The following is a 23,307-nucleotide window of genomic DNA, read 5'->3' on the forward strand; positions in this document are numbered from 1 at the left end:
CCGGTGCGCGGCGCAGCGCGCCGTCCGCCTGCGGAACAAGCAGATCAAGAACAGGAACCGTGCCCGGGAAGATGCGGGCACATCAGGGCGTTCACGCCCGTATAGGGAGGCGGCATGACAGAGACGACGAGCGGCCCGGCGCGCAGTTCCCGCAAGGGCGGCGCCAAGGGGAACAAGGGTCTGCGCATCGAGCGGATCCACACCACCCCCGGTACGCACCCGTACGACGAGGTGGAGTGGGCTCGCCGTGACGTCGTCATGACCAACTGGCGAGACGGTTCGGTCAACTTCGAGCAGCGCGGCGTGGAGTTTCCCGAGTTCTGGGAGGCCAACGCCGTCAACATCGTCACGAGCAAGTACTTCCGCGGTGCGGTGGGCACCCCCAAGCGGGAGACCAGCCTCAAGCAGGTCGTCGAGCGGATCGTGAAGACGTACCGCAAGGCCGGCGAGGATCACAAGTACTTCGCCTCGCCCGCGGACGCCGAGATCTTCGAGCACGAGCTGACCTACGCCCTGCTGCACCAGATCTTCAGCTTCAACTCGCCGGTGTGGTTCAACGTCGGCACCCCGCAGCCCCAGCAGGTCAGTGCCTGCTTCATCCTCTCCGTCGACGACTCCATGGAGTCGATCCTCGACTGGTACAAGGAAGAGGGGATGATCTTCAAGGGCGGCTCCGGCGCCGGGCTCAACCTCTCCCGTATCCGCTCCAGCAAGGAACTGCTCTCCTCCGGCGGCAACGCCTCGGGACCGGTCTCCTTCATGCGCGGCGCGGACGCCTCCGCCGGCACCATCAAGTCCGGCGGCGCCACCCGGCGCGCGGCGAAGATGGTCGTGCTCGACGTCGACCACCCCGACATCGAGGCGTTCATCGAGACCAAGGTCAAGGAAGAGGAGAAGATCCGCGCCCTGCGCGACGCGGGCTTCGACATGGACCTCGGCGGTGACGACATCACCTCTGTGCAGTACCAGAACGCCAACAACTCAGTGCGTGTCACCGACGAGTTCATGAAGGCCGTCGAGAATGACGAGCAGTTCGGCCTGCGCGCGAGGATGACCGGCGAGGTCATCGAGGAGGTCGGTGCGAAGAAGCTGTTCCGGCAGATGGCGGAGGCCGCCTGGGCCTGCGCCGACCCCGGCATCCAGTACGACGACACCATCAACCACTGGCACACCGCGCCGGAGTCGGGCCGTATCACCGCCTCCAACCCGTGCAGCGAGTACATGCACCTGGACAACACCTCGTGCAACCTCGCCTCGCTGAACCTGATGAAGTTCCTCAAGCAGGGCGCCGACGGCCGGCAGAGCTTCGAGGTCGAGCGCTTCGCCAAGGTCGTCGAGCTCGTCATCACGGCGATGGACATCTCCATCTGCTTCGCCGACTTCCCCACCCAGAAGATCGCCGAGAACACCCGCGCCTTCCGCCAGCTCGGCATCGGCTACGCCAACCTCGGCGCCCTGCTCATGGCCACCGGCCACGCCTACGACTCCGACGGCGGCCGTGCCCTCGCCGGCGCCATCACCTCCCTGATGACCGGCACCGCGTACAAGCGCTCCGCGCAACTGGCCGCCGCCGTCGGCGCGTACGACGGCTACGCCCGCAACGCCACCGCCCACAAGCGCGTCATGCAGCAGCACGCGGACGCGAACGGCACGGCCAAGCGCATGGACGACCTGGACACCCCCGTCTGGGCCGCCGCCACCGAAGCCTGGCAGGACGTGGTCCGCCTCGGCGACAAGCACGGCTACCGCAACGCCCAGGCGTCGGTGCTGGCCCCGACGGGGACCATCGGCCTGGCGATGTCGTGTGACACGACGGGCATCGAGCCGGACCTGGCGCTGGTGAAGTTCAAGAAGCTGGTCGGCGGCGGCTCGATGCAGATCGTCAACCAGACGGTGCCGATGGCGCTGAAGCGCCTGGGGTACCAGGAGGAGCAGATCGAGGCGATCGTGGCGCACATCGCCGAGCACGGGAGCGTCGTGAACGCCCCGAGCCTCAAGCCCGAGCACTACGAGATCTTCGACTGCGCCATGGGCGAGCGCTCCATCTCGCCGATGGGGCACGTGCGCATGATGGCGGCGACGCAGCCCTTCCTGAGCGGCGCCATCTCCAAGACGGTCAACATGCCCACGACGAGCACCGTCGCCGACGTCGAGGAGATCTACCTCCAGGGCTGGAAGCTGGGCGTCAAGGCCCTCGCCGTGTACGTGGAAGGCTCGAAGGTCGGCCAGCCGCTGTCGGCGAAGAAGAAGGAGGCCGACAAGGCCGCGGACAAGGCGGAGGAGACGATCCGCGAGGCCGTGGAGAAGGTCGTCGAGTACCGTCCGGTGCGCCGCCGTCTTCCCAAGGGCCGCCCGGGCATCACCACGTCCTTCACGGTCGGCGGCGCCGAGGGCTACATGACCGCCAACTCCTACCCGGACGACGGGCTGGGCGAGGTGTTCCTGAAGATGTCGAAGCAGGGCTCGACCCTCGCGGGCATGATGGACGCCTTCTCGATCGCGGTCTCGGTGGGGCTGCAGTACGGAGTGCCGCTGGAGACGTACGTCTCGAAGTTCACGAACATGCGCTTCGAGCCCGCGGGCATGACGGACGACCCGGACGTGCGGATGGCGCAGTCGATCGTCGACTACATCTTCCGCCGCCTGGCGCTGGACTTCCTGCCGTTCGAGACGCGCTCGGCGCTGGGCATCCACTCGGCGGAGGAGCGCGAGCGGCACCTGGAGACGGGTTCGTACGAGCCGACGGACGACGAGCTGGACGTCGAGGGCCTGGCCCAGTCGGCCCCCCGCGAGCCGGCGCCGCTGCCGACGCCGCCGGTGACGATGGAACAGGCCAAGCCGGCCCCGAAGGAGGCGCACACGTCGGCGGAGCTGGTGGAGATGCAGCTCGGCATCCAGGCGGACGCGCCGCTGTGCTTCTCCTGCGGCACGAAGATGCAGCGGGCGGGTAGCTGCTACATCTGCGAGGGCTGCGGCTCGACCAGCGGCTGCAGCTGACCGGGCCGGGTTCCATGCCGGGCGGACGCCCGTCGTGAGCCGCCCACGAAGCTGACCGCACGTCCCGGAGGGGACCGGCCACCGGCCGGTCCCCTCCGTCGCCTTGGGAGCGTGCCGGACGCACATCCGGGTGAACTCCGAGGCGGGATGCCGATGGCTGTTCCCGCAGGCGTCTCCAGCGGTCCGGTGTTCGCGGGTGTCAGCCCTTCGTCGCGGCGGCTGCCCGGTGCAGGTACGGGAGGAAGCCCCTGACCGACGGGGGGTGGGTGGTGTGGGGCGTGGCTGCGTGGACTGTGCGGGTGGGGGCGTCCTCGGGGCGGAGGGGGGCGAGGGTGACGCCTGCGGGGAGGGCTCCGGCGGCGAGGGCGGGGACGAGGGTGAGGCCCAGGCCGGCCGCGACGAAGCCGAACTTCGCCGTCCACTCGCGGGCGACGTAGTCGATACGGGGCCGGAAGCCCTGCCGCAGGCTGGCGCTGATCAGCGTCTCCTCCGGCGCCTGGCTGCCCGCGACCCAGCTTTCGCCGGCCAGGTCCGCAAGCCGCAGCGGGCGGGTGCTCCCGGCCAGCCGGTGACCGGCCGGCAGCGCGACGAGCACCGGGTCGTCGAGCAAGTGCGTCAGCTCCACCCCCTCGTACGCCGCCACCTGCTCCGGGTAGCCCGACACCAGCGCAAGGTCCAGCCCGCCGGCCGCCAGCGCGGCGACGTGGTCGCGGCTGTAGCCCTCGACGTGCGTCACCCGCACGCCCGGGTGGTCGGCGGCGAAGGACGCCAGCGCGCGGGGCACGAGGGCGGCGTCCGCGGTAGCGAAGGAGCCGAGCCGCAGCCGCCCGGCCGCCAGCCGGTCCAGCGCGGCGAGGTCGCGGCGGGCGTCGGCGAGGCGGTCGAGGGCGGCCTCGGCGTGGCCGAGGGCGTGGCGGCCCTGCTCGGTGAGCCGTACGCCGCGGGGCAGCCGGTCGAAGAGCGGCGCGCCGAACTCCGCTTCCAGCGCGGCGATCTGCCGGGACACCGCGGACTGCGTGAAGCCCAGTGCGGTGCCCCCGGCGGTGAAGGAGCCGTGGCGGGCGACGGCGCGGAAGACCTCCAGCCAGGCGGTGTCCATACAGCGGCTCCGGGGTCGGACAAGGTATGCGGTCTCCGCATCGTAGGCATGCGAGACATTCGTTGGTCGGATGGGTGGGTCCCCGCCTAGCGTTCCGGCACATGACGCTGCAGAAGACCTTCGACAACCCCGCCGCCGTCCCGCCGCCCGCGGGCAACTTCTCCCACGTCGTACGCCTCGGCCTCGGCGGCGACGATGCCCTGCTTTTCGTCTCCGGGCAGGTCGCGCTGGACGCCGACGGGCGGGTCGTCGGCCCCGGGGACATGCGCGCGCAGGCCCGGCACGTGATGGAGAGCCTGGCGGCGATCCTCGCCGCACACGGCGGCACCCTCGCGGACGTCGTGAACATCCGCTCGTTCGTCACCGATATGGGCCTGCTCGCCGAGTACGCGGAGGTGCGGCGCGGGTACTTCTCCGGCCCGCCGCCGTCCAGCACCACCGTCGAGGTCTCCCGGCTCTTCCGGGACGGCGCACTGCTGGAAGTGGAGATCGTCGCGGCGGTGACCGGCGGTCAGGGGGCGTGAACTGCCGCTCGCACGCCGGTGATCGCCGCTGAACCAGGCCGTACGATAGCGCGGTGCTGGTCAAGTGGATTCGCTGCACCGTGGTGGACCGCCGGGGTTTCGAGCGCGGGCAGCGGAAGTGGGCGGGGCTGCCCGGCGAACCGGGCTTTCTCGGGCAGGGCGGGGGCTGGAGCCGGGCGCGCGAGGGCGTGGTGCACCTCATCGCCTTCTGGGAGAGCCGGGCGCTGTACGACTCCTTCATGGCCCGCTCGCACGACCGGCTCGCCGCTGCCCAACTCGGCACGTTCCGCGACATGCGGGTGCGGCTCTTCGAGCACCGCATGGACGTGAAGATGGGCTTCGAGCCGCAGTTCGAGGGCGCCGACGTGATGCGGCTCGCGCACTGCCGGGTGCACGAGGAGCGCGTGGAGCACTTCACGCTGATGCAGGAGAAGGTGTGGAACCCGGCGATGGCGGGGTCGCCGGGGATGCTGCGGGGCGTGCTGGGGCAGTCGGGGGAGGGCGAGTTCCTGGTGCTGTCGCTGTGGTGGGCGAAGGCGGAGCACGGCAAGTACCGCGAGGAGCGGGTGGAGCGGCTGGCGCTGCGCGCGCAGACCGCGGCGGACGTGGCGGCGCTGGCGGGGGACGTGGTGGATCTCGTGGAGTCCTGGACCGTCTGACCGGATGCCCGGCCGCTACGCTGTGCCCGAGATGACACCGGATCCCGCTTCCGCCCCGCCGCCGGACCCGTCCCCGGACCCGTCCATGGCTCCGGGCACCGCCCAGGAACCGGCCCCGGACACGGCCGCAGCGGCCGGCACCGGCCGGGGTGCTCGCGCGCCCGAAGACCCGGGCGCGCGGGTGCCCGACGCGCGCCTCGTACGCGCCCTCACGAGCCTGCGCGGGCTGGCCGTCGGCGACGCCCTCGGCGCCCGGTACTCCGAGCCCGGCAGCTTTCCGCTCCTGGCCCGCCGTGAGCTGCCGCCCGCGCCGTGGCGGTGGACCGACGACACGGAGATGGCGGCGTCGGTGGTGGCGGTGCTCGCCGCGCACGGCCGCGTCGAACAGGACGCGCTGGCGGCGTCGTTCGCCGGCCGGCAGAACGCCGGCGGCCCCCGCGGCTACGGGCGCGCGGTGAACCGGATCCTGCGGCAGGTGCGCGACGGCGAGGACTGGCGCCGGCTCGCCGCCGCTCTCTTCGACGGCCAGGGGTCCTGGGGCAACGGCGCGGCGATGCGGGTGGCACCGCTGGGCGCCTGGTACGCGGGGGACGTCCAGGAGGCGGTACGGCAGGCGGAGGTCTCGTCGTACGTCACCCACCAGCACCGCGAGGCCGTCACCGGGTGCATGGCGGTGGCCGCGGCGGCGGCGCTGGCCGCCGATCCGCCCGGCGACGCCGCGGCGGGCCCGGCGGACGCCGCCGCCGGGCCCGATGGTGCCGCGCTGCTCGACCAGGTGATCGCGCTCGTGCCGCGCAGCGCCGTCGCCCAAGGGCTGCGCCGGGCACGGGACATGCTCGACTACGACGACGTCGCCACCGTCGCCGCCGTGCTGGGCAACGGCCGCCGCAGCACCGCGCACGACACCGTGCCGTTCGCCCTGTGGTCGGCCGCCCGGCACCTCGGCGACTTCACGGGTGCCTTCTGGGCCACGGTGCAGGCCGGTGGGGATGTGGACACCACGTGCGCGATCGTCGGCGGAGTGCTCGCGGGCGCGGCGGCCGGGGCGCCGCCGGCGGAGTGGGTACGGCACGTGGAGCCGCTGCCGGAGTGGGTTCCCGCTGCCGCGGACTCCTGACGGCGCCGGGCCGCGGACGGGCCGGGGCCGACGGCAGCACGGAGACGCCCGGGTACGCAGCGGAATCCGCGGCCGTACGGGCCGAAGCCCCGCTCCGTACGCGCCGAAAACCCGCGGCGTACACGGCCAAAGGGCCCGCCGTACCCGGTGACCCCGCCCCGCCACTGACGGGGCCACCGGCGTCCGGTCGCGCCGTGTCAGCCCGCGCCCGGTCCCGCCATGCCGGACAGCGCCTCGATCTCCGCCTTGCGTACCTTGATGGCCACCGCGGCGACGACCACGGCGAACACGACCATGGCCGTGGCGGCGACGAAAGCCTGGGACATGCCCACCGTGAGCACCTCCTTGCTCCACGGCGGCGGCAGCTCGCCGGACTTCTCGAAGCCCGCTATCTGCTCCGGCGACGCCTTGCCCATGAACGCCGGTATCTGCTTCTCCGCCTCGTCCCTGCTGGCCGTGCCGTACACCGTGGTCAGGATGGACAGGCCGAGCGAACCGCCCACCTGCTGTGTGGCGTTGAGCAGGCCGGACGCGGCGCCCGCCTGGTCCTGCGCGACGCCGGAGACGGAGGTGATGGTGAGGGTCACGAAGTTCATGCCCATGCCGAAGCCGAAGACGACCTCGGGTCCGAGCACCCCGCCCAGGAACGAGCTGTCGGTGTCCAGCAGCACCATCCAGGCCAGCGCGACCGCGGTGATGGACGAGCCGCCGATCACGAACGGCTTGGGCCCGAGCACCGGCAGGAACTTCTGCACGAGGCCGGCGCTGGCGACGATGGCCACCGAGATCGGCAGGAACGCCACGCCCGCCTTGATCGGGCTGTACTCCAGGACGTTCTGCACGAACAGCACCAGGTAGAAGAAGATGCCGAACAGAGCGGCCGCCAGGCTCAGCATGATCACGTACGAACCGGAGCGGTTGCGGTCGGCGAACATCTTCAGCGGCGTGATGGGGTCCTTCGCGCCGCGCTCGACGAAGACGAACGTCACGAGCAGGATCGCGGCCGCCGCGAACGAGCCGATCGACAGGCTGTCCCGCCAGCCCTCCTCGGCGGCGCGGATGAACCCGTAGACGAGCGCCGCCATGCCGGCGGTGGACGTCAGCGCGCCGGAGATGTCGAAGCGTCCCGGGTGCCGCTCGGATTCGTTGATGTACAGCGGGACGGCGAGGATGATCAGAAGGCCGATGGGCACGTTGACGAAGAGCACCCAGCGCCAGTTGAGCCACTCGGTGAGCATGCCGCCGGCCAGCAGGCCGATGGCGCCGCCGGCCGCGGAGACCGCCGCGAACACACCGAACGCCCGGTTCCGCTCGGGGCCCTCGGGGAACGTGGTGGTGACGAGCGCCAGGGAGGTGGGTGAGGCGATGGCGGCGCCCGCGCCCTGCACGGCGCGCGCCACGAGCAGGTGCCACGGCTCCTGCGCGAAGCCGCCGAGCAGCGAGGCCGCGATGAAGAGGGCGATGCCGAAGATGAGCACGCGGCGGCGGCCGAGGATGTCCCCGGCCCGCCCACCGAGGAGGAGCAGACCGCCGAAGGTGAGTGTGTATGCGCTGACGACCCAGGTCAGGCCGGTGGTGGAGAAGTCAAGGGAGTTCTGGATGTGCGGGAGCGCGATGTTCACGACCGACACATCGAGAACGACCATGAGCTGGCAGGCCGCGATGATGAGCAGCGCCATGGTGCGCTGGTCCGCACGCGGAGCCTTGCCCTTTCCCCGCTCGTTCGCTAATTGGGAGGCAGTCACCGTGTTCCCCATACGTGTGAGAGAGTGAACGGTGGCGTTCACTGGATGAGTTGAGCGTAGGAGCCCTCGCGAAGGAACGCAAGCGTTCACTAAGGCCGCTTACGGAGAGACCGATATGGGTAGTTCGCGCCGGACCGCTCCCGGAGCGTGCACCGAAACCGGCCGGAGCCAGGGCATGCGCCGCCGGGGTGATGTACTCGAACGCGCCATCCTGGATGCCGCGCTCGAACAGCTAGGCGTCGCCGGCTGGAAGGGGCTGACCATCGAGGGCGTCGCCGCCCGCGCGCAGACCGGGAAGGCGGCCGTCTACCGGCGCTGGGCGTCGAAGTCGGAGCTCGTCCAGGACGCGCTGCGGGCCGGGGTGCCGCCCCTGGAGACCCAGCCCGACCGGGGCAGCCTGCGGGCCGACCTCACCGAGTTCTGCCGGGCGCTGCGCGACCGGATGTACTCCAGCGGCGGGCAGGCGCTGCGCGCGGTGCTCGACGAGTGCGACCGCGAGCAGGCCGAGCAGTTCCACGAGGTGATCATCGGGCAGATCATCGACCCCGGCAAGGAGCTGATCGCGGAGCTGCTGCGCCGCGGGGTCGAGCGGGGGGACGTGCGGCCCGAGGTGAACGGGGACCTGGTGCTCGACGTGCTGCCGGCGATGATGATGTACCGGCACAAGACCACCGGCCGGGACCTCAGCGACAAGGACATGGACGAACTGGTCGACCAGGTGATGGTCCCGCTGCTGCAGGGGCAGTGAGCGCGGAACCGCCCGGGTGCAGGTGCCCAGCCCGGGTGCCGGTGTCCCGCGCGGGTGCGCGTGGGCCGGGCGGGGGCCGGGTCGTAAGCTGACCTTGTGAGTCCCTACGAGCCGCCCACCCACCGCGTCGAGCGTTCCCTGCGCGCCACCACCGGTGCCAAGGTCGTCGCGGGCGTCGACGAGGTCGGCAGGGGTGCGTGGGCCGGTCCCGTGACCGTGTGCGCGGCCGTCACCGGGCTGCGCCGCGCGCCCGAAGGGCTCACCGACTCCAAGCTGTTGACGGTCAAGCGGCGCGAGGAACTGGCCGCCGAGCTGACGGGGTGGGTCACCGCGTACGCCCTGGGTCACGCCTCGTCGCGGGAGATCGACGAACTGGGCATGACGGCCTGCCTCCGCCTCGCCGCGGGCCGGGCGCTGGAGGCGCTGCCCGTACGGCCGGACGCGGTGATCCTGGACGGCAAGCACGACTATCTCGGGGCGCCCTGGCGGGTCCGTACGGTGATCAAGGGCGACCAGTCGTGCGTCGCCGTCGCCGCCGCGTCCGTGCTCGCCAAGGTCCACCGCGACGCGCGCATGGCCGAACTGGGCGCCGCGCGGGCCGAGTACGAGCCGTACGCCTTCGGGGGCAACGCCGGCTATCCCTCGCCCGTGCACCGGGCCGCCCTCCAGGAGTACGGGCCCACGGATCTGCACCGGCTCTCCTGGGCGTACATGGACGGGCTGGACAAGTGGCAGCACCTGAAGCGCCAGCGGATCGTACCCGAGGCCGCGGAGCTGGAGGCGGCCGGGCAGTTGGGGCTGGACATCTGAGGTACGCGGCCCTGCGGTCAGGGCCGCGGTGCCTCCCGCGGGGGGCTGCGGGCCGCGAGCGCCGGCCGCTTCAGTTGCCCACCCGCTGATGTGCTTGTCACAGCCATTTGATAGACATGCGCCCATGCCTCTCCCTGCCGAGGACTCTCCCACCCAGGAGAGCGTCCCGGGCCGCAGCGTGCCCCCTCGTCCCATCCCAGGCCCCCGACCCGTACGGCCGCGTGGCGGCTCCCGTTCCGGCCCCGGCGGCCGCGCCCCCGGCGCCACCGCGCCCGGCGCCCGTCCCGCACCCGCCGGCGGCCAGGGCAGGCCCGCCGCCGGGCCGCAGCTCCAACTGATCCCCGCGACGCCCGAAGGTGCCGTCGACGCCGCCGACGAAGCCGTCGACCTGCTGCTGGAGTCCGGCCGCGCGCCGGCCGAGATCCTCGTCCTCACCACCGGCGATCCGCACCCGTGGGCGGCGCACGAGTTGTCGTTCGGCGAGGAGGGCTACTGGGCGCAGGAAGCCGCGGGGGACGACGTCTTCTACGCGGCCGCCGCTGCCTCGGAGCGGCTGGCCCGGCGGCCGGTGGTCGTCGTCGCCGTCAACGGCGGCGGTGACGAGGCGACGGCCGCGGCGCTGCCGGCGGCCATGACGCGCGCGGCGGCGCTGCTGATCCTCTGCGGCGACGCGGACTACATCAACGGCGTCCTGGGCGTCTCGGCCTGATCGCCGCGCTCCGCCCGCGGGCGGAGCGCGGGCGGCTCAGACCGCCCACGAGATGGTCGGTTCCGCGTCCGCGTCCCGCTGCGCCGCCTCCGGCTGCTGCAGCGCCCGCGGGCCCGGGGCCGTACCGAACTCGGGCGCGGGGGCGTCCGCGGTGAACTCCCCGTCCGCCGGCGGCCCGTCCGCGTAGGGTCGGCGGCCGCCGCGGCCCTCGCCCAGCACCTGCCAGCCGCCGCCGGTGAGCGTGATGTACGCGCCGCAGCGCAGCCCGTGCAGCGTGCAGGCGTCCCGCAGCCCCCACATCCACGCGCCGTCCTCCTCCGTCCAGCCGGCGTCCCCGGTGCGGCAGTACAGCAGCACCGCCGTACGGACCGGGAAGCGGCGGCGCAGGTCGTGGGGGATGACCCGGCGGAGCCGGGCCAGCAGCGCGTTGCGCAGGTCCCAGCCGTCCGGTGCGGCCTCCGGGCGGCCCGCCTCGCGGCGCGCGAGCGACGCGCTCGCGCGCAGCCGCTCGTCGGGGTCGAGTACGGCGATCACGGCCGTCTGCGGCGCCGGCCGGTGGCGGGCGTGCAGGCCGGTGACGATCTCGCGGGGGTTGCGCAGGAGCGGGATGCCGGCCGCGGCCCACTCGGCAGGTTCGAGGATGCGGCCGGACGGGCCGGTGTCGCCGGTGGCGGGGCCGAAGACCAAGGGCCCTCCCTGGGGGCTGCGGGCGTACGGAACGCACGGCGGGGGCGAACGGGCGTGGGCGCGCAGCGTCGAGCAGCCCGGGGGACCGGGCCGGCGCTGGGAGCGAACCTCAATTCTCCCCGCCGAACTGGCCTGCGGCAATGCGGCATTGTCGACAGGTCCATCTTCTCCGGCCGCCGGCCGGCTGCGGTACGGGCCGCTTTCGGGCCCCGCGGCGGCGGTTGCCTGGCCGCTTTCCGGCTGTGGGCGAGCCGGCGTCCTCGCGCTGTCCAACCGCTGACCAACTGCGTAACAGCAGTAATCACCGTGCGTGAGGTGGCTGACTGTCGGTGCCATCGGGTTGCATGGGGGCATGGACGATCAGGAGCCGCGCGCCGAAGCCGACGCCGTTCTCGCCGGGCTCGTCGGCGACCCCGGCGGCCCGGCCCGGCTGCGGGAGGACCAGTGGCAGGCCGTGGACGCCCTCGTGCGCGAGCGTCGCCGCGCGCTGGTGGTGCAGCGCACCGGCTGGGGCAAGTCGGCGGTGTATTTCGTCGCCACCGCGCTGCTGCGCCGCCGCGGCGGGGGCCCCACGGTGATCGTGTCGCCGCTGCTGGCGCTGATGCGCAACCAGGTCGAGGCCGCGGCGCGGGCCGGCATCCGGGCCCGTACGATCAACTCGGCCAACCCCGAGGAGTGGGGCGCCATCCACGAGGAGGTCGAGCGCGGGGAGACCGACGTGCTCCTCGTCAGCCCCGAGCGGCTGAACTCCGTGGACTTCCGCGACCGGCTGCTGCCCGAGCTGGCCGCCACGACCGGCCTCCTCGTCGTCGACGAGGCGCACTGCATCTCCGACTGGGGCCACGACTTCCGCCCCGACTACCGGCGGCTGCGCGCCATGCTCGCCGACCTGCCCCAGGGCGTGCCCGTGCTGGCGACCACCGCGACGGCGAACGCGCGCGTGACCGCCGACGTCGCCGAGCAGCTCGGCACCGGCGGCGGCGAGGCCCTGGTGCTGCGCGGCCCGCTGGACCGGGAGAGCCTGCGGCTCGGCGTGGTCCGGCTGGCCGACGCGGCGCACCGCCTCGCCTGGCTCGCCGAGCACCTGGGCGAGCTGCCGGGCTCCGGGATCGTCTACGCGCTGACCGTCGCCGCCGCCGAGGAGGCCGCCGCCTTTCTGCGGCAGCGCGGCTTCCCCGTGGCCTCGTACACGGGGCGCACGGAGAACGCCGACCGGCTGCAGGCCGAGGAGGACCTGCTGGCGAACCGGGTCAAGGCGCTGGTCGCCACGTCCGCGCTGGGCATGGGGTTCGACAAGCCGGACCTGGGCTTCGTCGTCCACCTCGGCTCGCCATCCTCGCCGATCGCGTACTACCAGCAGGTGGGCCGCGCCGGCCGCGGCGTCGACCACGCAGACGTGCTGCTGCTGCCGGGCCGGGAGGACGAGGCCATCTGGCGCTACTTCGCCGACACCGCCTTCCCGCCGGAAGCGCTGGTCCGCCAGACCCTCGCCGCGCTCGCGGACGCCGGCCGCCCGCTGTCCGTCCCGGCCCTGGAGGCGGCCGTCGACCTCAGGCGTACGCGGCTGGAGACGATGCTCAAGGTGCTCGACGTCGACGGGGCGGTCCGGCGGGTCAAGGGCGGCTGGACGGCCACCGGTCGCGAATGGGAGTACGACACCGAGCGGTACGCGTGGGTGGCGCGGCAGCGCGCAGCCGAGCAGCAGGCCATGCGGGACTACCTGAGCACGCCGGGCTGCCGTATGGAGTTCCTGCGCGCGCAGTTGGACGACGAGGGGGCGGAGCCGTGCGGGCGCTGCGACAACTGCGCGGGCCCGTGGGTCGATGCGGGCGTCTCGGCGGGAGCGCTGACGGGGGCCGAGAAGGAGCTGGACCGGCCGGGGACCGAGGTCGAGCCGCGCCGGATGTGGCCGACCGGCATGGCCGCGCTGGGTATCGACCTCAAGGGCCGTATCCCGGCGGGTGAGCAGGGCGCCACCGGGCGGGCGCTGGGACGCCTCTCCGACATCGGCTGGGGCAACAGGCTGCGGCCGCTGCTCGCGCCGAACACCCCCGATGCGCCCGTGCCGGACGACGTGCTGCGGGCGGCGGTCGACGTGCTCGCCGACTGGGCGCGCTCACCGGGCGGCTGGGCGGCCGGTGGGGCGGACGCCCCGGCGCGGCCGGTGGGCGTCGTCGCGGTGCCGTCCACGTCCCGGCCGCTGCTGGTCGACTCGCTCGCCCGGGGCATCGCCACGGTCGGACGGCTGCCGTATCTCGGCACGCTGGCGTACGCGGACCCGGACGCCGGCCACGCCGTGCGCCGCAGCAACTCCGCCCAGCGGCTCGCCACCCTGACGGGCACCTTCGCCGTCTCCGACGACCTCGCCGCCGCCCTGGCGGACAACCCGGGCCCGGTACTGCTCGTCGACGACTACACCGACTCCGGCTGGACCCTCGCCGTCGCGGCCCGGCTGCTGCGGCGGGCGGGCGCCGAGGGGGTGCTGCCGCTGGTCCTCGCGGCGAGCGGCTGAGCGAGCGCGACGACGGCGCCGGGCAGCCGCACCGCACCGGCCGCGCGGCTGGCTACGGCTTGCGCAGGAGGTAGACGAAGTAGCCGAGATGGTCGCGGACGAAGGTGCGGAACAGCGGGATCGACGCATCCATCGCCGCGGTCGTCTCCAGCCCGTAGCGCTCCCGGATCTCGTCGTGGTGGTCCCGGTAGAGAACGGTCATGACCTCGGCGTTCATGATGACGTCGTGGGTCTGGTTCTCCAGCCGCACGAGCTCGAAGCCCGCCTCGTACGCCAGCCGCAGCCCTTCCGCCAGCGGCAGCGGCGGCGGCGACGTCCAGACCTGCCGGAACGTGTCCAACTGCGCGCGCGACGGTTCACCGCGGCGGGTGAACTCCGTCATCAGGAACCGCCCGCCGCGCGGCAGCACACGCCACGCCTGGCGCAGTCCGCGCAGCCGGTCGGCGATGTGGGCGAAGGAGTCGATGGCCCAGGCGGCGTCGAACGAGGCGTCCTCGTAGGGGAGTTCCAGCGCGTCGTTGAGGGCGAACGTCACGCGGTCCGTGAGCGACGCGGCGGCGGCCCGCTTCCGGGAGCGGGCGACCTGCGTCTCGCTGACGGTGATCCCCGTGACCCGCGCGCCGGTGCGCTCCGCAAGACGCACGGCGGGACCGCCCGTGCCGCTGCCGATGTCGAGCACGTGGTCGGTCTCACCGGGTGCCAGGGCGTCGATGTAGTAGTCGGTCTGCCGGTTCATCGCCTGGTCGGCCAGCTCCCCGAGCGAGGTCGCGGGCAGGCCCGCGTCGTCCGCCGACCACCGGCCGACGTGGATGGCGGCGGTGCCCTGTGTCAGGTCGTACAGCGGGCCGAACCGGTCGTACGCGGAACCGACCTCCTCGGGCGACGGGGGAGCGAGGTTGCTGTCGTGCGCGTCGGATGCCATGGCGCGTTGCCCCTTCGTGTCGGCGTACGTCGCCTTCCTCGCGTCACCGTAGAGGCCGCCTGAGCCGGGAGCCCGAACCGAACCGGCCAACCCCCGGGTTGGCCGGATTCCCCAGGTCCGGGAGGGTGATGGCATGCCCCTGCCAGGGGTTATCCACAGGGGTCGCGGATCTCGCGGAGACACGAAACCCTCAAGCCATGACAACGCACAACGAAACGCAGGTCGTGCTCCGCAGCCCGGCCGAGCTGGCGGACGCCCTGCCGTACCTGATGGGCTTCCACCCGGACGACAGCGTCGTCCTCGCCGCGCTGCACGGCGAGCACGGACGGTTCGGCGGCCGGCTGCGCCTCGGCATTCCGCCGGACCGGGACGGCTGGCCAGACGTGGCCGCCCAGCTCGCGGAGTGCCTCATCGAGGGCAGCGCGAAGCGGGGCGACAAGCCGGACGGCATCGTCGTCTTCCTCTGCCAGGACCCCGGCGCGGGCGAGCACCCGCGCGAGGTGATGGAGCGGCTGCGCTCGCTCGCCCAGCGGCTCCGCGTGGCCTGCGGGCGTCTGGAGGTGCCGGTCGTCGAGGCGTTGTGCATCTCCGCCGGGCGCTTCTGGTCCTACCTCTGCCCGGACGAGCGCTGCTGTCCACCGGAGGGCACGGAGCTGGTCCCGCCCGGCAGCTCCGCCATGGCCGCCGCCGCGGCCTACGCGGGCGTGCAGCGGCCAGGGTCGCTGCGCGCGCTGGAGGGCAGGATCGCGCCCCGGCACCCGGACGTCGACCGGCAGACCCGGGCGTTCGACGCGGCCGGCGGCTCGCTCGTGCCCCGGATCCTGGAGCAGGCCGGCCGCGAGACCGTGCGCGCCGAGACCCTGGCGCTGACGGACCGGCTGATCGCCCGGCTCACCGACGCTCCGCCGCCCGCGGGGGAGGCGGCGGCGGACACTGATGAGCGGGACGACAGGCTGCTCACCGACGACGAGTGCGCGGCCCTCATCGTCGGGCTCCAGGACCGGCTCACCCGCGACCGCGCCGCCGAGCGGATGGAAGGCGAGGAGGGGGCGGGCGCGCTGCGGCTGTGGCGGGCGCTGTCCCGCCGCTGCATCGGAGCGTATGTGGAGCACGCCGCGGCGCCGCTGACGCTCGCCGGCTGGGTGGCGTGGTCGAGCGGCGACGAGGCGGCGGCCCGCGTCGCCCTCGGCTGCGCCCTGGCATCCGATCCGGAATACCTGTTCGCCCGGCTGCTCCACCAGGCGATCAACGAGGGCCTGGACCCGGAGCCGTTGCGGCGCTCCCTGCGCCGCCAGCGCCGCGCCCAGGAGGCCGTCTCGCCGGTGCCGGCGGAGCTGCGCTCCCAGCGGCCGGCGCCGGCGCCGTCCCGGTCGCGGGCGCGACCGCTGTGCCTGCCGCCGGCCCAGCCGTCGAACCGCGGCTCCCGCCGTCCGCCCGGCCGCCGCACGTCGCGCCGCACCGTCCGGCGCCGCGACGTGCGGAGCAAGGAGTAGCGATGACGGTATGAGGGCGCGGTGTGGGGCGGCCGACGGGCCGTCGGCGTGACCTGGAGGGGCTTGCGGGCGTTCTCACGGCGGCGGCCGGTCGTCGCCTTGTCCGTCCACGGCTTCCCGAGAGGACTGCCGCGTGTCTCCCACCCCCCATCTCCCGCGTCAGCGGCCACCCGTGCCCGGCCCCGCGCACGACGTGCTCGTCTGCGTCGCCATGCCGGCGTTCGCCGTCTCCGCCCGCCACGGCCAGCTCGACGGCCACGGACTCGAAGGGTTCTACCGGGCGGGGCGCCGGCTGGTCGGACGGCTGCAACTGCGGGTGGGCGGCGTCGAGCCGCTGCCGGTGCAGGGGCGCCGGGCGGGCGCGGACCGGGTGCGCTTCGTGGGCACAGTGCGCACCGGCGCCGAGGCGGGGCCGGACCCCGCCGTGGTCGTGGAGCGGGTGCGGCACGCCGCCGGGGTCGAGCGGATCACGCTGCACAGCAGCTCCACCCGCGTACTGCGCCTGACGCTGGAGGCCGAGCTGGGCACGGACCTCGCCGAGCTGAGCGCGGTCGCCGCCGGACACGACCGCCGCGAAGTCCCGGCCAGCGTCCACGAGTCGGGCCTGCGCTGGCGCCCGCTCCCGGCCCTCGCGGACCCCGGCCGCGAGCCGGACGCCGCACCCGCGGACGCCGGGGGAGCAGGGGCACGCGCCACGGACCCGGCGCGGACCGGCACCGCGCCCGGCGGTGGGGCGCCCGCCGCCGGTGCACACGGCGGCGCCGAGACGCACGGCGGTGCCGCGCGCGGCGGCGGTGTGCGCGGTGGCGCGGTGCGTGGAGACGGTGTGCGCGGCGGCACGGCCCACAGGAGCGGCGGGCGTGGGGCCGCGGCGGTGCCCGGCGGCGGGGTGCGGAGCGCCGAAGGAAGCGGCGGAGGGGGAGGGGGTGGGGGTGGGGCCCCCGGGGTGGGGGCCCTGGTCACTGCGGAGCCGCCGCCCGACGACGTGATCGCCGCGGCCGGGTTGCTGCGGTGGCAACTGGAGTTGGCGCCGGGCGGGTCGCGAACGCTGGAGCTGCGGATCGGGACGGATCAGGCGGCCCCGCGGGAGCTGCCGCCGGTGCCGTGGTCGCCGGCCGCCGCCGCGGCGGGCGACGATCCGCGAGTCGCCCCGTTGCTGGACACCGCGCTCGACGACCTGCGGACCCTGCTGCTCCGCGATCCCGCCGAGCCGGCCGACGTGCACCTCGTCGCCGGGGTGCCGTGGCGTTGCGCGCTGGCGCCTGCCGACGCGCTCTGGGCCGCCCGCATGCTCCTGCCGCTGGGTACGCGCCTGGCCGCCGGCACCCTGCGCGCCGTCGCCCGCACCTGGCCGGCGGCCCCCGCCGCCGGGGCTCAGGAACCGGCGCGGCTGCCCGGCACCCTCCGGGACTCAGGACCGCACCTGCCCCCGGCCGCCACCGGCGTCGAGGCCACCCTCCTCTTTCCCGCCGTGCTCGCCGAGGCCCGCCGCTGGGGGCTGCCGGAGCGGGATCTCGACGGGCTCCTGCCCGCCGCCGAGCGCTGCCTCGCGTGGCTGCGCGCTGCCGCGGACGACCGCGGCTTCGTCCCCGACCCCGCTCCCGGCGGCCCGTACCGCTGCGAGACCCAGGCCCACGCCCACCGCGCCGCCCTCCTCGGCGCCGAACTGCTCGATGTCTGCGGCCGTCCCGGAGCTGCCGAGTGGCGCCAGTGGGCCGCGGCCCTGCGCGAGCGGTTCCGCGCCGTCTTCTGGACCGAGGACGTCGCAGGCGGCAGGCCCGCGGCGGCCCTGGCCCCCGACGGCCGTCCGCTCACCCACCTCGGCAGCCCCGCCGCCCACCTCCTGCCGACCGCGGCCGATGCCCTCGGCTGCGCCCCCGCCAACGGCAACGCCACCCCCGACACCGCCGCGCCCGCCTCTCCCGACGGCAATGCCGCCCCCGTCGCCGACAGCGCACCCGGCCTCCTCGACAAGGCGCAGACCGGTCAGCTCGCCCACCTCCTCGGCGGCCCCGCCCTCGACTCCGGCTGGGGCCTGCGCAGCCTCGGCGCCGCAGAGCCCGGCTTCAACCCCTTCGGCCACCGCGCCGGCGCCGTGCACGTCCACGAGACCGCCGTCGCCGTCGCCGGCCTCTTCACCGCCGGCTACGACAAGGAGGCCGGCGCCCTCCTCCGCGGATTTCTCGACGCCGCAGGCCACTTCGGCCACCACCTCCCCGAGATGTACGCGGGCGACCAGCGCACCGCGGGCGGTGCCCCGCTCCCGCACCCGGCCGCCTGCCGCCCTTCCGCCGTCGCGGCCGCCGCCGCGGTGCACATCCTCACCGCGCTCGCCGGCGTCGCCCCCGACATCCCCGCCGGTACCGTCGCCGCCCGTCCGCCGGCCACGGCCCCGCTGGGCGCGGTGCAGCTCACGGGCTGGCGGCTGGCCGAAGAGCCTTTCGCCGTACGGGTCAGCCGCCTCGGCCTCGCCGTCGTCGAAGAGGTCGCCCCCGGCTTCCAACTCGGCTCCTGAACCGCCGCCCCGTGGCCGGCGACATCCTCGTCATGCGCCCGGTGAAAGGCGAGGCCGGTGGGTGCCACCCGGAGTGGGCAGTAGTGGGTGTTCCGGGTGGGCGCGGAGTCCGTCGAGGATGACCGCCAGGTAACGCCGCCACTGTTCGGAAGGGCCGGGAAGGGCCATCACGGCGTCGATCATCGCGGCGATTGGTGCGATGTCGGCCTCGGTGACGCCGTCGCGCAGCGTTCCCTGGGCGCGTGCCCGCGCCACGAGACTTTCGCTGTGCGAGGCGATCTCCTGCCTCGCCCGCGCGACTTCGGCGCCCTCGACGGTGCCGTTGCGCATCAATTCGCGCAGCCCGCGGTTGCGGGCGGCCCGCTCCAGGGATCTTTCGAGGAACCCGGACAGCGCGGCGAAGCCGTCATCCTCCTCCAGTGCCTGCCGCGCCATCGCCGCGATTTCGCCGAGTTCTTCGGCGAAGACACACTCCGCGAGCGCCTGCTTGTCGGGGAATTTCCGGTAGACGGTGCCGACTCCGAGGCCGGCGTGGTGCGCGACGTCGTTGAGCGTGGCCTGGAGCCCACGTGCGGCGAAGACCTCGCGGCCCGCCCGCAGGATGCGCTGCCGGTTGAGCTCGGCGTCCCGACGCAGTGGACGTGCCCCTGCCGCGGCCGATTCCGGCCCTTCCTTCGGCCTGCTCACGGACCGCCTCCTCCGCCGATGGGACCAGAGCTCAAGCGGATGCACTATATCCGGTTCGTGGTACGGTCCGCGTAAGCGGATAGCGAGTATCCGGATAGCCGGAGGAGTGCCAGGGATGCAGACAGTGGTCATCACCGGAGGAACCGACGGGCTCGGCAAAGGGCTTGCGCTGCACTACCTGCGCCGCGGAGCGAGGGTCATCGCCGTCGGCAGTACGCCCGCCAAGGGGGAGGCACTGCTGGCCGAGGCGGCGACCGCCGCGGCCGAGGGCCGCGTCACCTTCCTGCGGACCGACCTGACCTCGGTCTCGTCGGCCAGGGATCTCGTCACCGAGATCGAGCGCGCCTGCCCCGCCGTGGACAAACTCGTCCTGTGCGCCCAGCGCTACCGGCTCTTCGGCGCGCGCACCGTCACCCGGGAGGGGTTCGAGCGCAGCTTCGCTCTCGCCTACCTGAGCCGGTACGTCCTCAGCCACGGCCTCCGCGGGGCGCTGGAATCCGCGCCGCGACCGGTCATCATGAACGTCGGCACCCCCGGCACCCCGCTGGGGCGCATCCACTGGGACGACCCGCAACTGACCCGCCGCTACAGCGGCTTCAAGGCGACCCTGCAGTCCTTCCGTGCCAACGACCTGCTCGGAGCGGCCTTCGCCGCCGTGTACGCCGACACACCGGTCCGCTACATCGGCTACCACCCCGGCGTGGTGTCCACCGGCATGCCCCACCACCTTCCGCAGCCGCTGCGCACCCTCACCAAGGCGTCCTTCGCCGTCTTCGCCAGGTCCGTGCCGAAGGCCGTCGAACGGATGACCCCCCTGCTCGACGACCCTCCGGCCGAGTCCTTCACCGCCTACCGCACCGGTCGCCGCCTGCCCTCGGACGGCCCGGCGTTCCGCCGGGAGGACGCGCTGCGCCTGCACCGTCTCACGCAGGAACTGGTGGACTCGGTGTGAGGGCACGGGACCGGAGCGCGGGAAACGGAGGACGGGCAATCGGCGATCGTCCTCGCCGCTTGTGATCACGCAGCAAGCCCGTGGAACCGCGTCCGGTCGGTCTCCGCGCGAAGTCCTGATTATCGTCAGGCAGACGACTAAGATCCCCGCCATGCCCCCCTACGAGCCGTCCGCCTACCCGCCGTTCGCCGTGACCGTCGACCTGGTCGTGCTCACCGTGCGCCGGCACGCGCTGAGCGCCCTGATCGTCCGCCGCGGTGAGGCCCCCTTTCAGGGCCGGTGGGCGCTGCCCGGCGGTTTCGTACGCGAGGAGGAGGACCTGACCGAGGCGGCGGCGCGTGAACTCGCGGAGGAGACCGGCCTGCACGCGCACGGCCCGGTGGAGGAGGACACCCCGGCGCACGCCGCGCACCTCGAACAGCTCGCCACCTACGGCGATCCGAAGCGCGACCCGCGGATGCGCGTGGTGAGCGTCGCCCACCTCGTGCTGGCGCCGGACCTTCCCGCGCCGCGCGCCGGCGGCGACGTCGGCGGCGCCCGGTGGGCGCCCATCGAGACCCTCATCGGCCCCGCCGACGACGACGGGGAGCACCCGCCGCTGGCCTTCGACCACCGCCGGATCCTGGCCGACGGCGTGGAGCGGGCCCGGTCGAAGATCGAGTACTCGTCGCTGGCCACGGCCTTCTGTCCGCAGGAGTTCACGGTCGGGGAGCTGCGCCGGGTGTACGAGGCGGTGTGGGGCGTCGCCCTGGACCCGCGCAACTTCCACCGCAAGGTCACCGGCACCCCCGGCTTCCTGCTGCCCACCGGCGGCACCACCACCCGCCAGGGCGGCCGTCCCGCGCAGCTCTTCCAGGCCGGCGGCGCCACGATCCTCAACCCCCCGATGCTGCGCCCCGAGGTCTGAGCACCACCGGGCAGCACACCCCGTCCCTCACCGCGCCTCCCTCACCGCGCGTCCGCGCAGCCGGCTCCGGCAGGCCCGAGCGGCACGCCCCGCACAGCACGGGGGCACCCAGTCCCGGGCCGGCGGGCCCCCGGGCTACGCCCCTCCGGGCATACGAGTCGTACGAGCACACATCCGCGACGCCGCACCGCGCCCCGGGGTGAAATCCCGGTCTCGGCGCGCCTCCTGCGCAATCATCCCTATATGTCGGATATCAACCGATTTAGGGAGGCGTGGTGATCCAGGCCATCGGACTCACGAGCAGGCCCCGCGGCGGCCGCCCGCCGGCCGTGCGCGACCTCACGTTCGAGGCCGAGGCGGGCACCGTCACCGCGCTGCTCGGCGAGCCCGGCGCCGGCAAGACCGCCGCGCTGCGCCTCATGCTCCAGTTGGACAGCGGCCGCGGCATCGCGCTGTACGACGGCCGCCCGCTGAGCCGGCTCCCCGCCCCCGCCCGCGAGGTCGGCGCCGTGCTCGGCGACGTCGCGGGACACCCCGCCCGCACCGTGCTCAGCCACCTGCGCATGCTCGCCGCCGCCGTGGGCGTCCCCGCGGCCCGTGCCGACGCCCTGCTCACCCACGTCGGCCTCGACGCGCTCGCCGACGACCGGCTCGACGCCCTCTCCCTCAGCATGGACCGCCGCCTCGGCCTCGCCACCGCGCTCCTCGGCCAGCCGCACTCCCTGCTGCTCGACGACCCCGTACGCGATCTGCCGCGCCGCGAGGCGGCGTTCTACTACGCCCTGCTGCGCGAGCTGGCCGCCGCCGGCGTCTGCGTCGTGCTCGCCACCGCCCAGCCGCGCGTCGCCGCCCGCTTCGCCGACCGGGTGCTGACGCTGCGGGCCGGCCGGCTCGTCGCCGACGAGGAGGCCGACGACTTCGCCCGGCTGCGGCTGCGCCCCTGCGTCCTGATCAGGACGCCGCAGTCCGAGCGGTTCGCCAGTTATCTGACGCGGCAGGCGAGCACGCCGGAACGGCGCATCGAGGTGGTACGGCGCGACGGCGGTGCCCTGGCCGTCTACGGCACCGACAGCGCGGCCGTCGGCGAACTCGCGTACCGCAACGGCATCCTGCTCCATCAACTCACCGACTCCTCCCACGAGTCCGTCCTCACCGCCACCCCCGAAGCCGCCACCCCCGAAGCCGCCGCGCCCGCGGCCACCCGCACCCCCACCACCACGGCCACCCTAGAACCCGGCACTGACACCGGCGCCGAGCCGCCGGCCGCCGGCGACACCCCGCCCGCCGGCACCTTCATCCCCGCCCCCGTGGCCGGCCCCGACGACGCCCCCCTCGCAGGACCGCTGCGCCGCCGCTGGCTCCCCGGCCCCGCCCACCCCCTGCGCTACGAGCTGCGCCGCGCCGCCTCCGGCTCCCGGCTGCCCCGCGTCGCCGCCGCCGGCACCCTCGCCGCCTCCATCGCCGGCGCCGCCCTCCTCGCGCACTCCGCGGGCGGCTCCGCCGTCTCCGACGCCCCCGCCGTCCGCATGCTCACCGGCTGGGCGCCGGTCTTCCCGCTGCCGCCCGCCGCGATCGGCGCCGGGCTGCTCGGCGCGCACGCCTTCGGCCAGGAGTTCAGCTTCCCCTCGCTCACCCCGGCCGTCGGCGCCGTGCCGCGCCGCCTCGGCCTGCTCTTCGCCAAGCTCGCCGTGAGCACGGCCGTGGCGCTGCTCCTCTTCGTCGCGGTGCTGCTCGCGGACGCGACGGCGCTGCTCGTGCTCTTCGGCGACGTCGTGGACATGCCCGCGGACGGCGGTCTGCAGCTGCTGAGCTGGGCGGGCGTGACGGTGGGCTGCGCCTGGACCGGGGTGCTGGCCGCCGGGCTGTTCACGTCGGCGTCGCTGGGGCTGGCCGCCGTGCTCACCGTGCCCGTCGCCGTCGCCCCCGGCATCCACGCGCTCGCCGACACCGGTGCCGTACGCCGCCTCGGAGAACTCCCGGTGCAGCTCATGCGTGTGCTGCACATCCCGCGGCCCGGCAGCGGACTGCACCTCGGCGGCGTGTTCGGCGTGCCCGCCCAACCTTTCGGACATGCGCTGGTGTTGTCGCTCGGCGCCCTCCTCGGGGCGTACGTCCTGACCGCGGGCCGGGCCCGATCCCTGGGGCGCGCGCTGGAGCGGAGCGGGTGTCCGAGTTTCGTACGGAGGGTTTTCAACTCACCTGGTGAATAGCCGGTTTCCCACCG

General features: G+C 74.1%; 18 protein-coding genes. 13 read left to right on the forward strand and 5 right to left on the reverse strand.

Going from position 1 to position 23,307, the window contains the following annotated elements; genetic code table 11:
- Positions 1-114 precede the first annotated feature (114 nt).
- Positions 115-2,997: a vitamin B12-dependent ribonucleotide reductase gene (locus OG946_RS28930; RefSeq protein ID WP_326798903.1), complete on the forward strand. Its 2,883-nt coding sequence runs from the start codon at positions 115-117 to the stop codon at positions 2,995-2,997.
- A gap of 199 nt (positions 2,998-3,196) precedes the next feature.
- On the opposite strand, the gene OG946_RS28935 is transcribed toward OG946_RS28930, so the two are convergent.
- Positions 3,197-4,096: a LysR family transcriptional regulator gene (locus tag OG946_RS28935; RefSeq protein ID WP_326798904.1), complete on the reverse strand. Its 900-nt coding sequence runs from the start codon at positions 4,094-4,096 to the stop codon at positions 3,197-3,199.
- Positions 4,097-4,197: 101 nt separating this feature from the next.
- Between OG946_RS28935 and OG946_RS28940 the strand changes: the two genes are divergently transcribed.
- From OG946_RS28940 to OG946_RS28950, 3 genes are read left to right on the forward strand one after another with little or no spacing between them, the layout of a single operon-like run.
- Positions 4,198-4,620 carry a RidA family protein gene (locus tag OG946_RS28940; RefSeq protein WP_326798905.1) on the forward strand — a complete coding sequence of 141 codons (423 nt, stop codon included), beginning with the start codon at positions 4,198-4,200 and terminating at the stop codon, positions 4,618-4,620.
- Between the two features lie 53 nt (positions 4,621-4,673).
- Positions 4,674-5,279 (forward strand): YdbC family protein, encoded by a 606-nt coding sequence (locus OG946_RS28945; protein WP_326798906.1) that lies wholly within the window; start codon positions 4,674-4,676, stop codon positions 5,277-5,279.
- A 22-nt stretch (positions 5,280-5,301) separates the two neighbouring features.
- Positions 5,302-6,396 carry an ADP-ribosylglycohydrolase family protein gene (locus OG946_RS28950; protein ID WP_326800393.1) on the forward strand — a complete coding sequence of 365 codons (1,095 nt, stop codon included), beginning with the start codon at positions 5,302-5,304 and terminating at the stop codon, positions 6,394-6,396.
- 197 nt (positions 6,397-6,593) lie between these two features.
- Here the strand turns inward: OG946_RS28950 and OG946_RS28955 are convergent, their stop codons facing one another.
- The gene (locus OG946_RS28955; RefSeq protein WP_326798907.1) at positions 6,594-8,075 is read right to left on the reverse strand and encodes an MFS transporter; all 1,482 of its coding nucleotides are present in this window, start codon (positions 8,073-8,075) and stop codon (positions 6,594-6,596) included.
- A gap of 181 nt (positions 8,076-8,256) precedes the next feature.
- On the opposite strand from OG946_RS28955, the gene OG946_RS28960 reads away from it, so the two are divergent.
- From OG946_RS28960 to OG946_RS28970, 3 genes are all read left to right on the forward strand, one after another.
- Positions 8,257-8,889 carry a TetR/AcrR family transcriptional regulator gene (locus OG946_RS28960; protein WP_326798908.1) on the forward strand — a complete coding sequence of 211 codons (633 nt, stop codon included), beginning with the start codon at positions 8,257-8,259 and terminating at the stop codon, positions 8,887-8,889.
- Positions 8,890-8,985: 96 nt separating this feature from the next.
- Positions 8,986-9,699: a ribonuclease HII gene (locus OG946_RS28965; RefSeq protein WP_326798909.1), complete on the forward strand. Its 714-nt coding sequence runs from the start codon at positions 8,986-8,988 to the stop codon at positions 9,697-9,699.
- Positions 9,700-9,823: 124 nt separating this feature from the next.
- The gene (locus OG946_RS28970; protein WP_326798910.1) at positions 9,824-10,408 is read left to right on the forward strand and encodes a hypothetical protein; all 585 of its coding nucleotides are present in this window, start codon (positions 9,824-9,826) and stop codon (positions 10,406-10,408) included.
- Positions 10,409-10,444: 36 nt separating this feature from the next.
- Here the strand turns inward: OG946_RS28970 and OG946_RS28975 are convergent, their stop codons facing one another.
- Positions 10,445-11,095: a hypothetical protein gene (locus OG946_RS28975; protein ID WP_326798911.1), complete on the reverse strand. Its 651-nt coding sequence runs from the start codon at positions 11,093-11,095 to the stop codon at positions 10,445-10,447.
- Between the two features lie 352 nt (positions 11,096-11,447).
- On the opposite strand from OG946_RS28975, the gene OG946_RS28980 reads away from it, so the two are divergent.
- The gene (locus OG946_RS28980) at positions 11,448-13,607 is read left to right on the forward strand and encodes a RecQ family ATP-dependent DNA helicase (protein WP_326798912.1); all 2,160 of its coding nucleotides are present in this window, start codon (positions 11,448-11,450) and stop codon (positions 13,605-13,607) included.
- 52 nt (positions 13,608-13,659) lie between these two features.
- Here OG946_RS28980 and OG946_RS28985 read toward each other — a convergent pair whose 3' ends face one another.
- Positions 13,660-14,529, reverse strand: coding sequence for an SAM-dependent methyltransferase (locus OG946_RS28985; protein WP_326798913.1), 870 nt, complete (start codon positions 14,527-14,529; stop codon positions 13,660-13,662).
- A gap of 197 nt (positions 14,530-14,726) precedes the next feature.
- Between OG946_RS28985 and OG946_RS28990 the strand changes: the two genes are divergently transcribed.
- The gene (locus tag OG946_RS28990; RefSeq protein ID WP_326798914.1) at positions 14,727-16,022 is read left to right on the forward strand and encodes a DUF4192 domain-containing protein; all 1,296 of its coding nucleotides are present in this window, start codon (positions 14,727-14,729) and stop codon (positions 16,020-16,022) included.
- Positions 16,023-16,233: 211 nt separating this feature from the next.
- Positions 16,234-18,537 (forward strand): glycogen debranching N-terminal domain-containing protein, encoded by a 2,304-nt coding sequence (locus tag OG946_RS28995; protein WP_326800394.1) that lies wholly within the window; start codon positions 16,234-16,236, stop codon positions 18,535-18,537.
- Positions 18,538-18,567: 30 nt separating this feature from the next.
- On the opposite strand, the gene OG946_RS29000 is transcribed toward OG946_RS28995, so the two are convergent.
- Positions 18,568-19,224, reverse strand: a complete 657-nt coding sequence (locus tag OG946_RS29000; protein ID WP_326798915.1) for a TetR/AcrR family transcriptional regulator — start codon at positions 19,222-19,224, stop codon at positions 18,568-18,570.
- A 115-nt stretch (positions 19,225-19,339) separates the two neighbouring features.
- On the opposite strand from OG946_RS29000, the gene OG946_RS29005 reads away from it, so the two are divergent.
- From OG946_RS29005 to OG946_RS29015, 3 genes are all read left to right on the forward strand, one after another.
- A complete protein-coding gene (locus OG946_RS29005; protein ID WP_326798916.1) occupies positions 19,340-20,176 on the forward strand; it encodes an SDR family NAD(P)-dependent oxidoreductase in 837 nt (278 codons plus the stop codon).
- Between the two features lie 151 nt (positions 20,177-20,327).
- Positions 20,328-21,083, forward strand: coding sequence for an NUDIX hydrolase (locus tag OG946_RS29010; RefSeq protein WP_326798917.1), 756 nt, complete (start codon positions 20,328-20,330; stop codon positions 21,081-21,083).
- 275 nt (positions 21,084-21,358) lie between these two features.
- A complete protein-coding gene (locus OG946_RS29015; RefSeq protein ID WP_326798918.1) occupies positions 21,359-23,293 on the forward strand; it encodes an ATP-binding cassette domain-containing protein in 1,935 nt (644 codons plus the stop codon).
- Positions 23,294-23,307: the final 14 nt, after the last annotated feature.

It is taken from the genome of Streptomyces sp. NBC_01808, assembly GCF_035917395.1.
GTDB lineage: Bacteria > Actinomycetota > Actinomycetes > Streptomycetales > Streptomycetaceae > Streptomyces.

Bases quoted from the DNA above. Each gene is read 5' to 3' on its own strand.
- OG946_RS28955 (WP_326798907.1), bottom strand. From the start codon at position 8,075: ATGGCGCTGCTCATCATCGCGGCCTGCCAGCTCATGGTCGTTCTCGAT.
- OG946_RS28935 (WP_326798904.1), bottom strand. From the start codon at position 4,096: ATGGACACCGCCTGGCTGGAGGTCTTCCGCGCCGTCGCCCGCCACGGC.
- OG946_RS28940 (WP_326798905.1), top strand. From the start codon at position 4,198: ATGACGCTGCAGAAGACCTTCGACAACCCCGCCGCCGTCCCGCCGCCC.
- OG946_RS29005 (WP_326798916.1), top strand. From the start codon at position 19,340: ATGCAGACAGTGGTCATCACCGGAGGAACCGACGGGCTCGGCAAAGGG.
- OG946_RS28970 (WP_326798910.1), top strand. From the start codon at position 9,824: ATGCCTCTCCCTGCCGAGGACTCTCCCACCCAGGAGAGCGTCCCGGGC.
- OG946_RS28995 (WP_326800394.1), top strand. From the start codon at position 16,234: ATGCCGGCGTTCGCCGTCTCCGCCCGCCACGGCCAGCTCGACGGCCAC.
- OG946_RS29010 (WP_326798917.1), top strand. From the start codon at position 20,328: ATGCCCCCCTACGAGCCGTCCGCCTACCCGCCGTTCGCCGTGACCGTC.
- OG946_RS28990 (WP_326798914.1), top strand. From the start codon at position 14,727: ATGACAACGCACAACGAAACGCAGGTCGTGCTCCGCAGCCCGGCCGAG.
- OG946_RS28930 (WP_326798903.1), top strand. From the start codon at position 115: ATGACAGAGACGACGAGCGGCCCGGCGCGCAGTTCCCGCAAGGGCGGC.
- OG946_RS28985 (WP_326798913.1), bottom strand. From the start codon at position 14,529: ATGGCATCCGACGCGCACGACAGCAACCTCGCTCCCCCGTCGCCCGAG.
- OG946_RS28980 (WP_326798912.1), top strand. From the start codon at position 11,448: ATGGACGATCAGGAGCCGCGCGCCGAAGCCGACGCCGTTCTCGCCGGG.
- OG946_RS28960 (WP_326798908.1), top strand. From the start codon at position 8,257: ATGGGTAGTTCGCGCCGGACCGCTCCCGGAGCGTGCACCGAAACCGGC.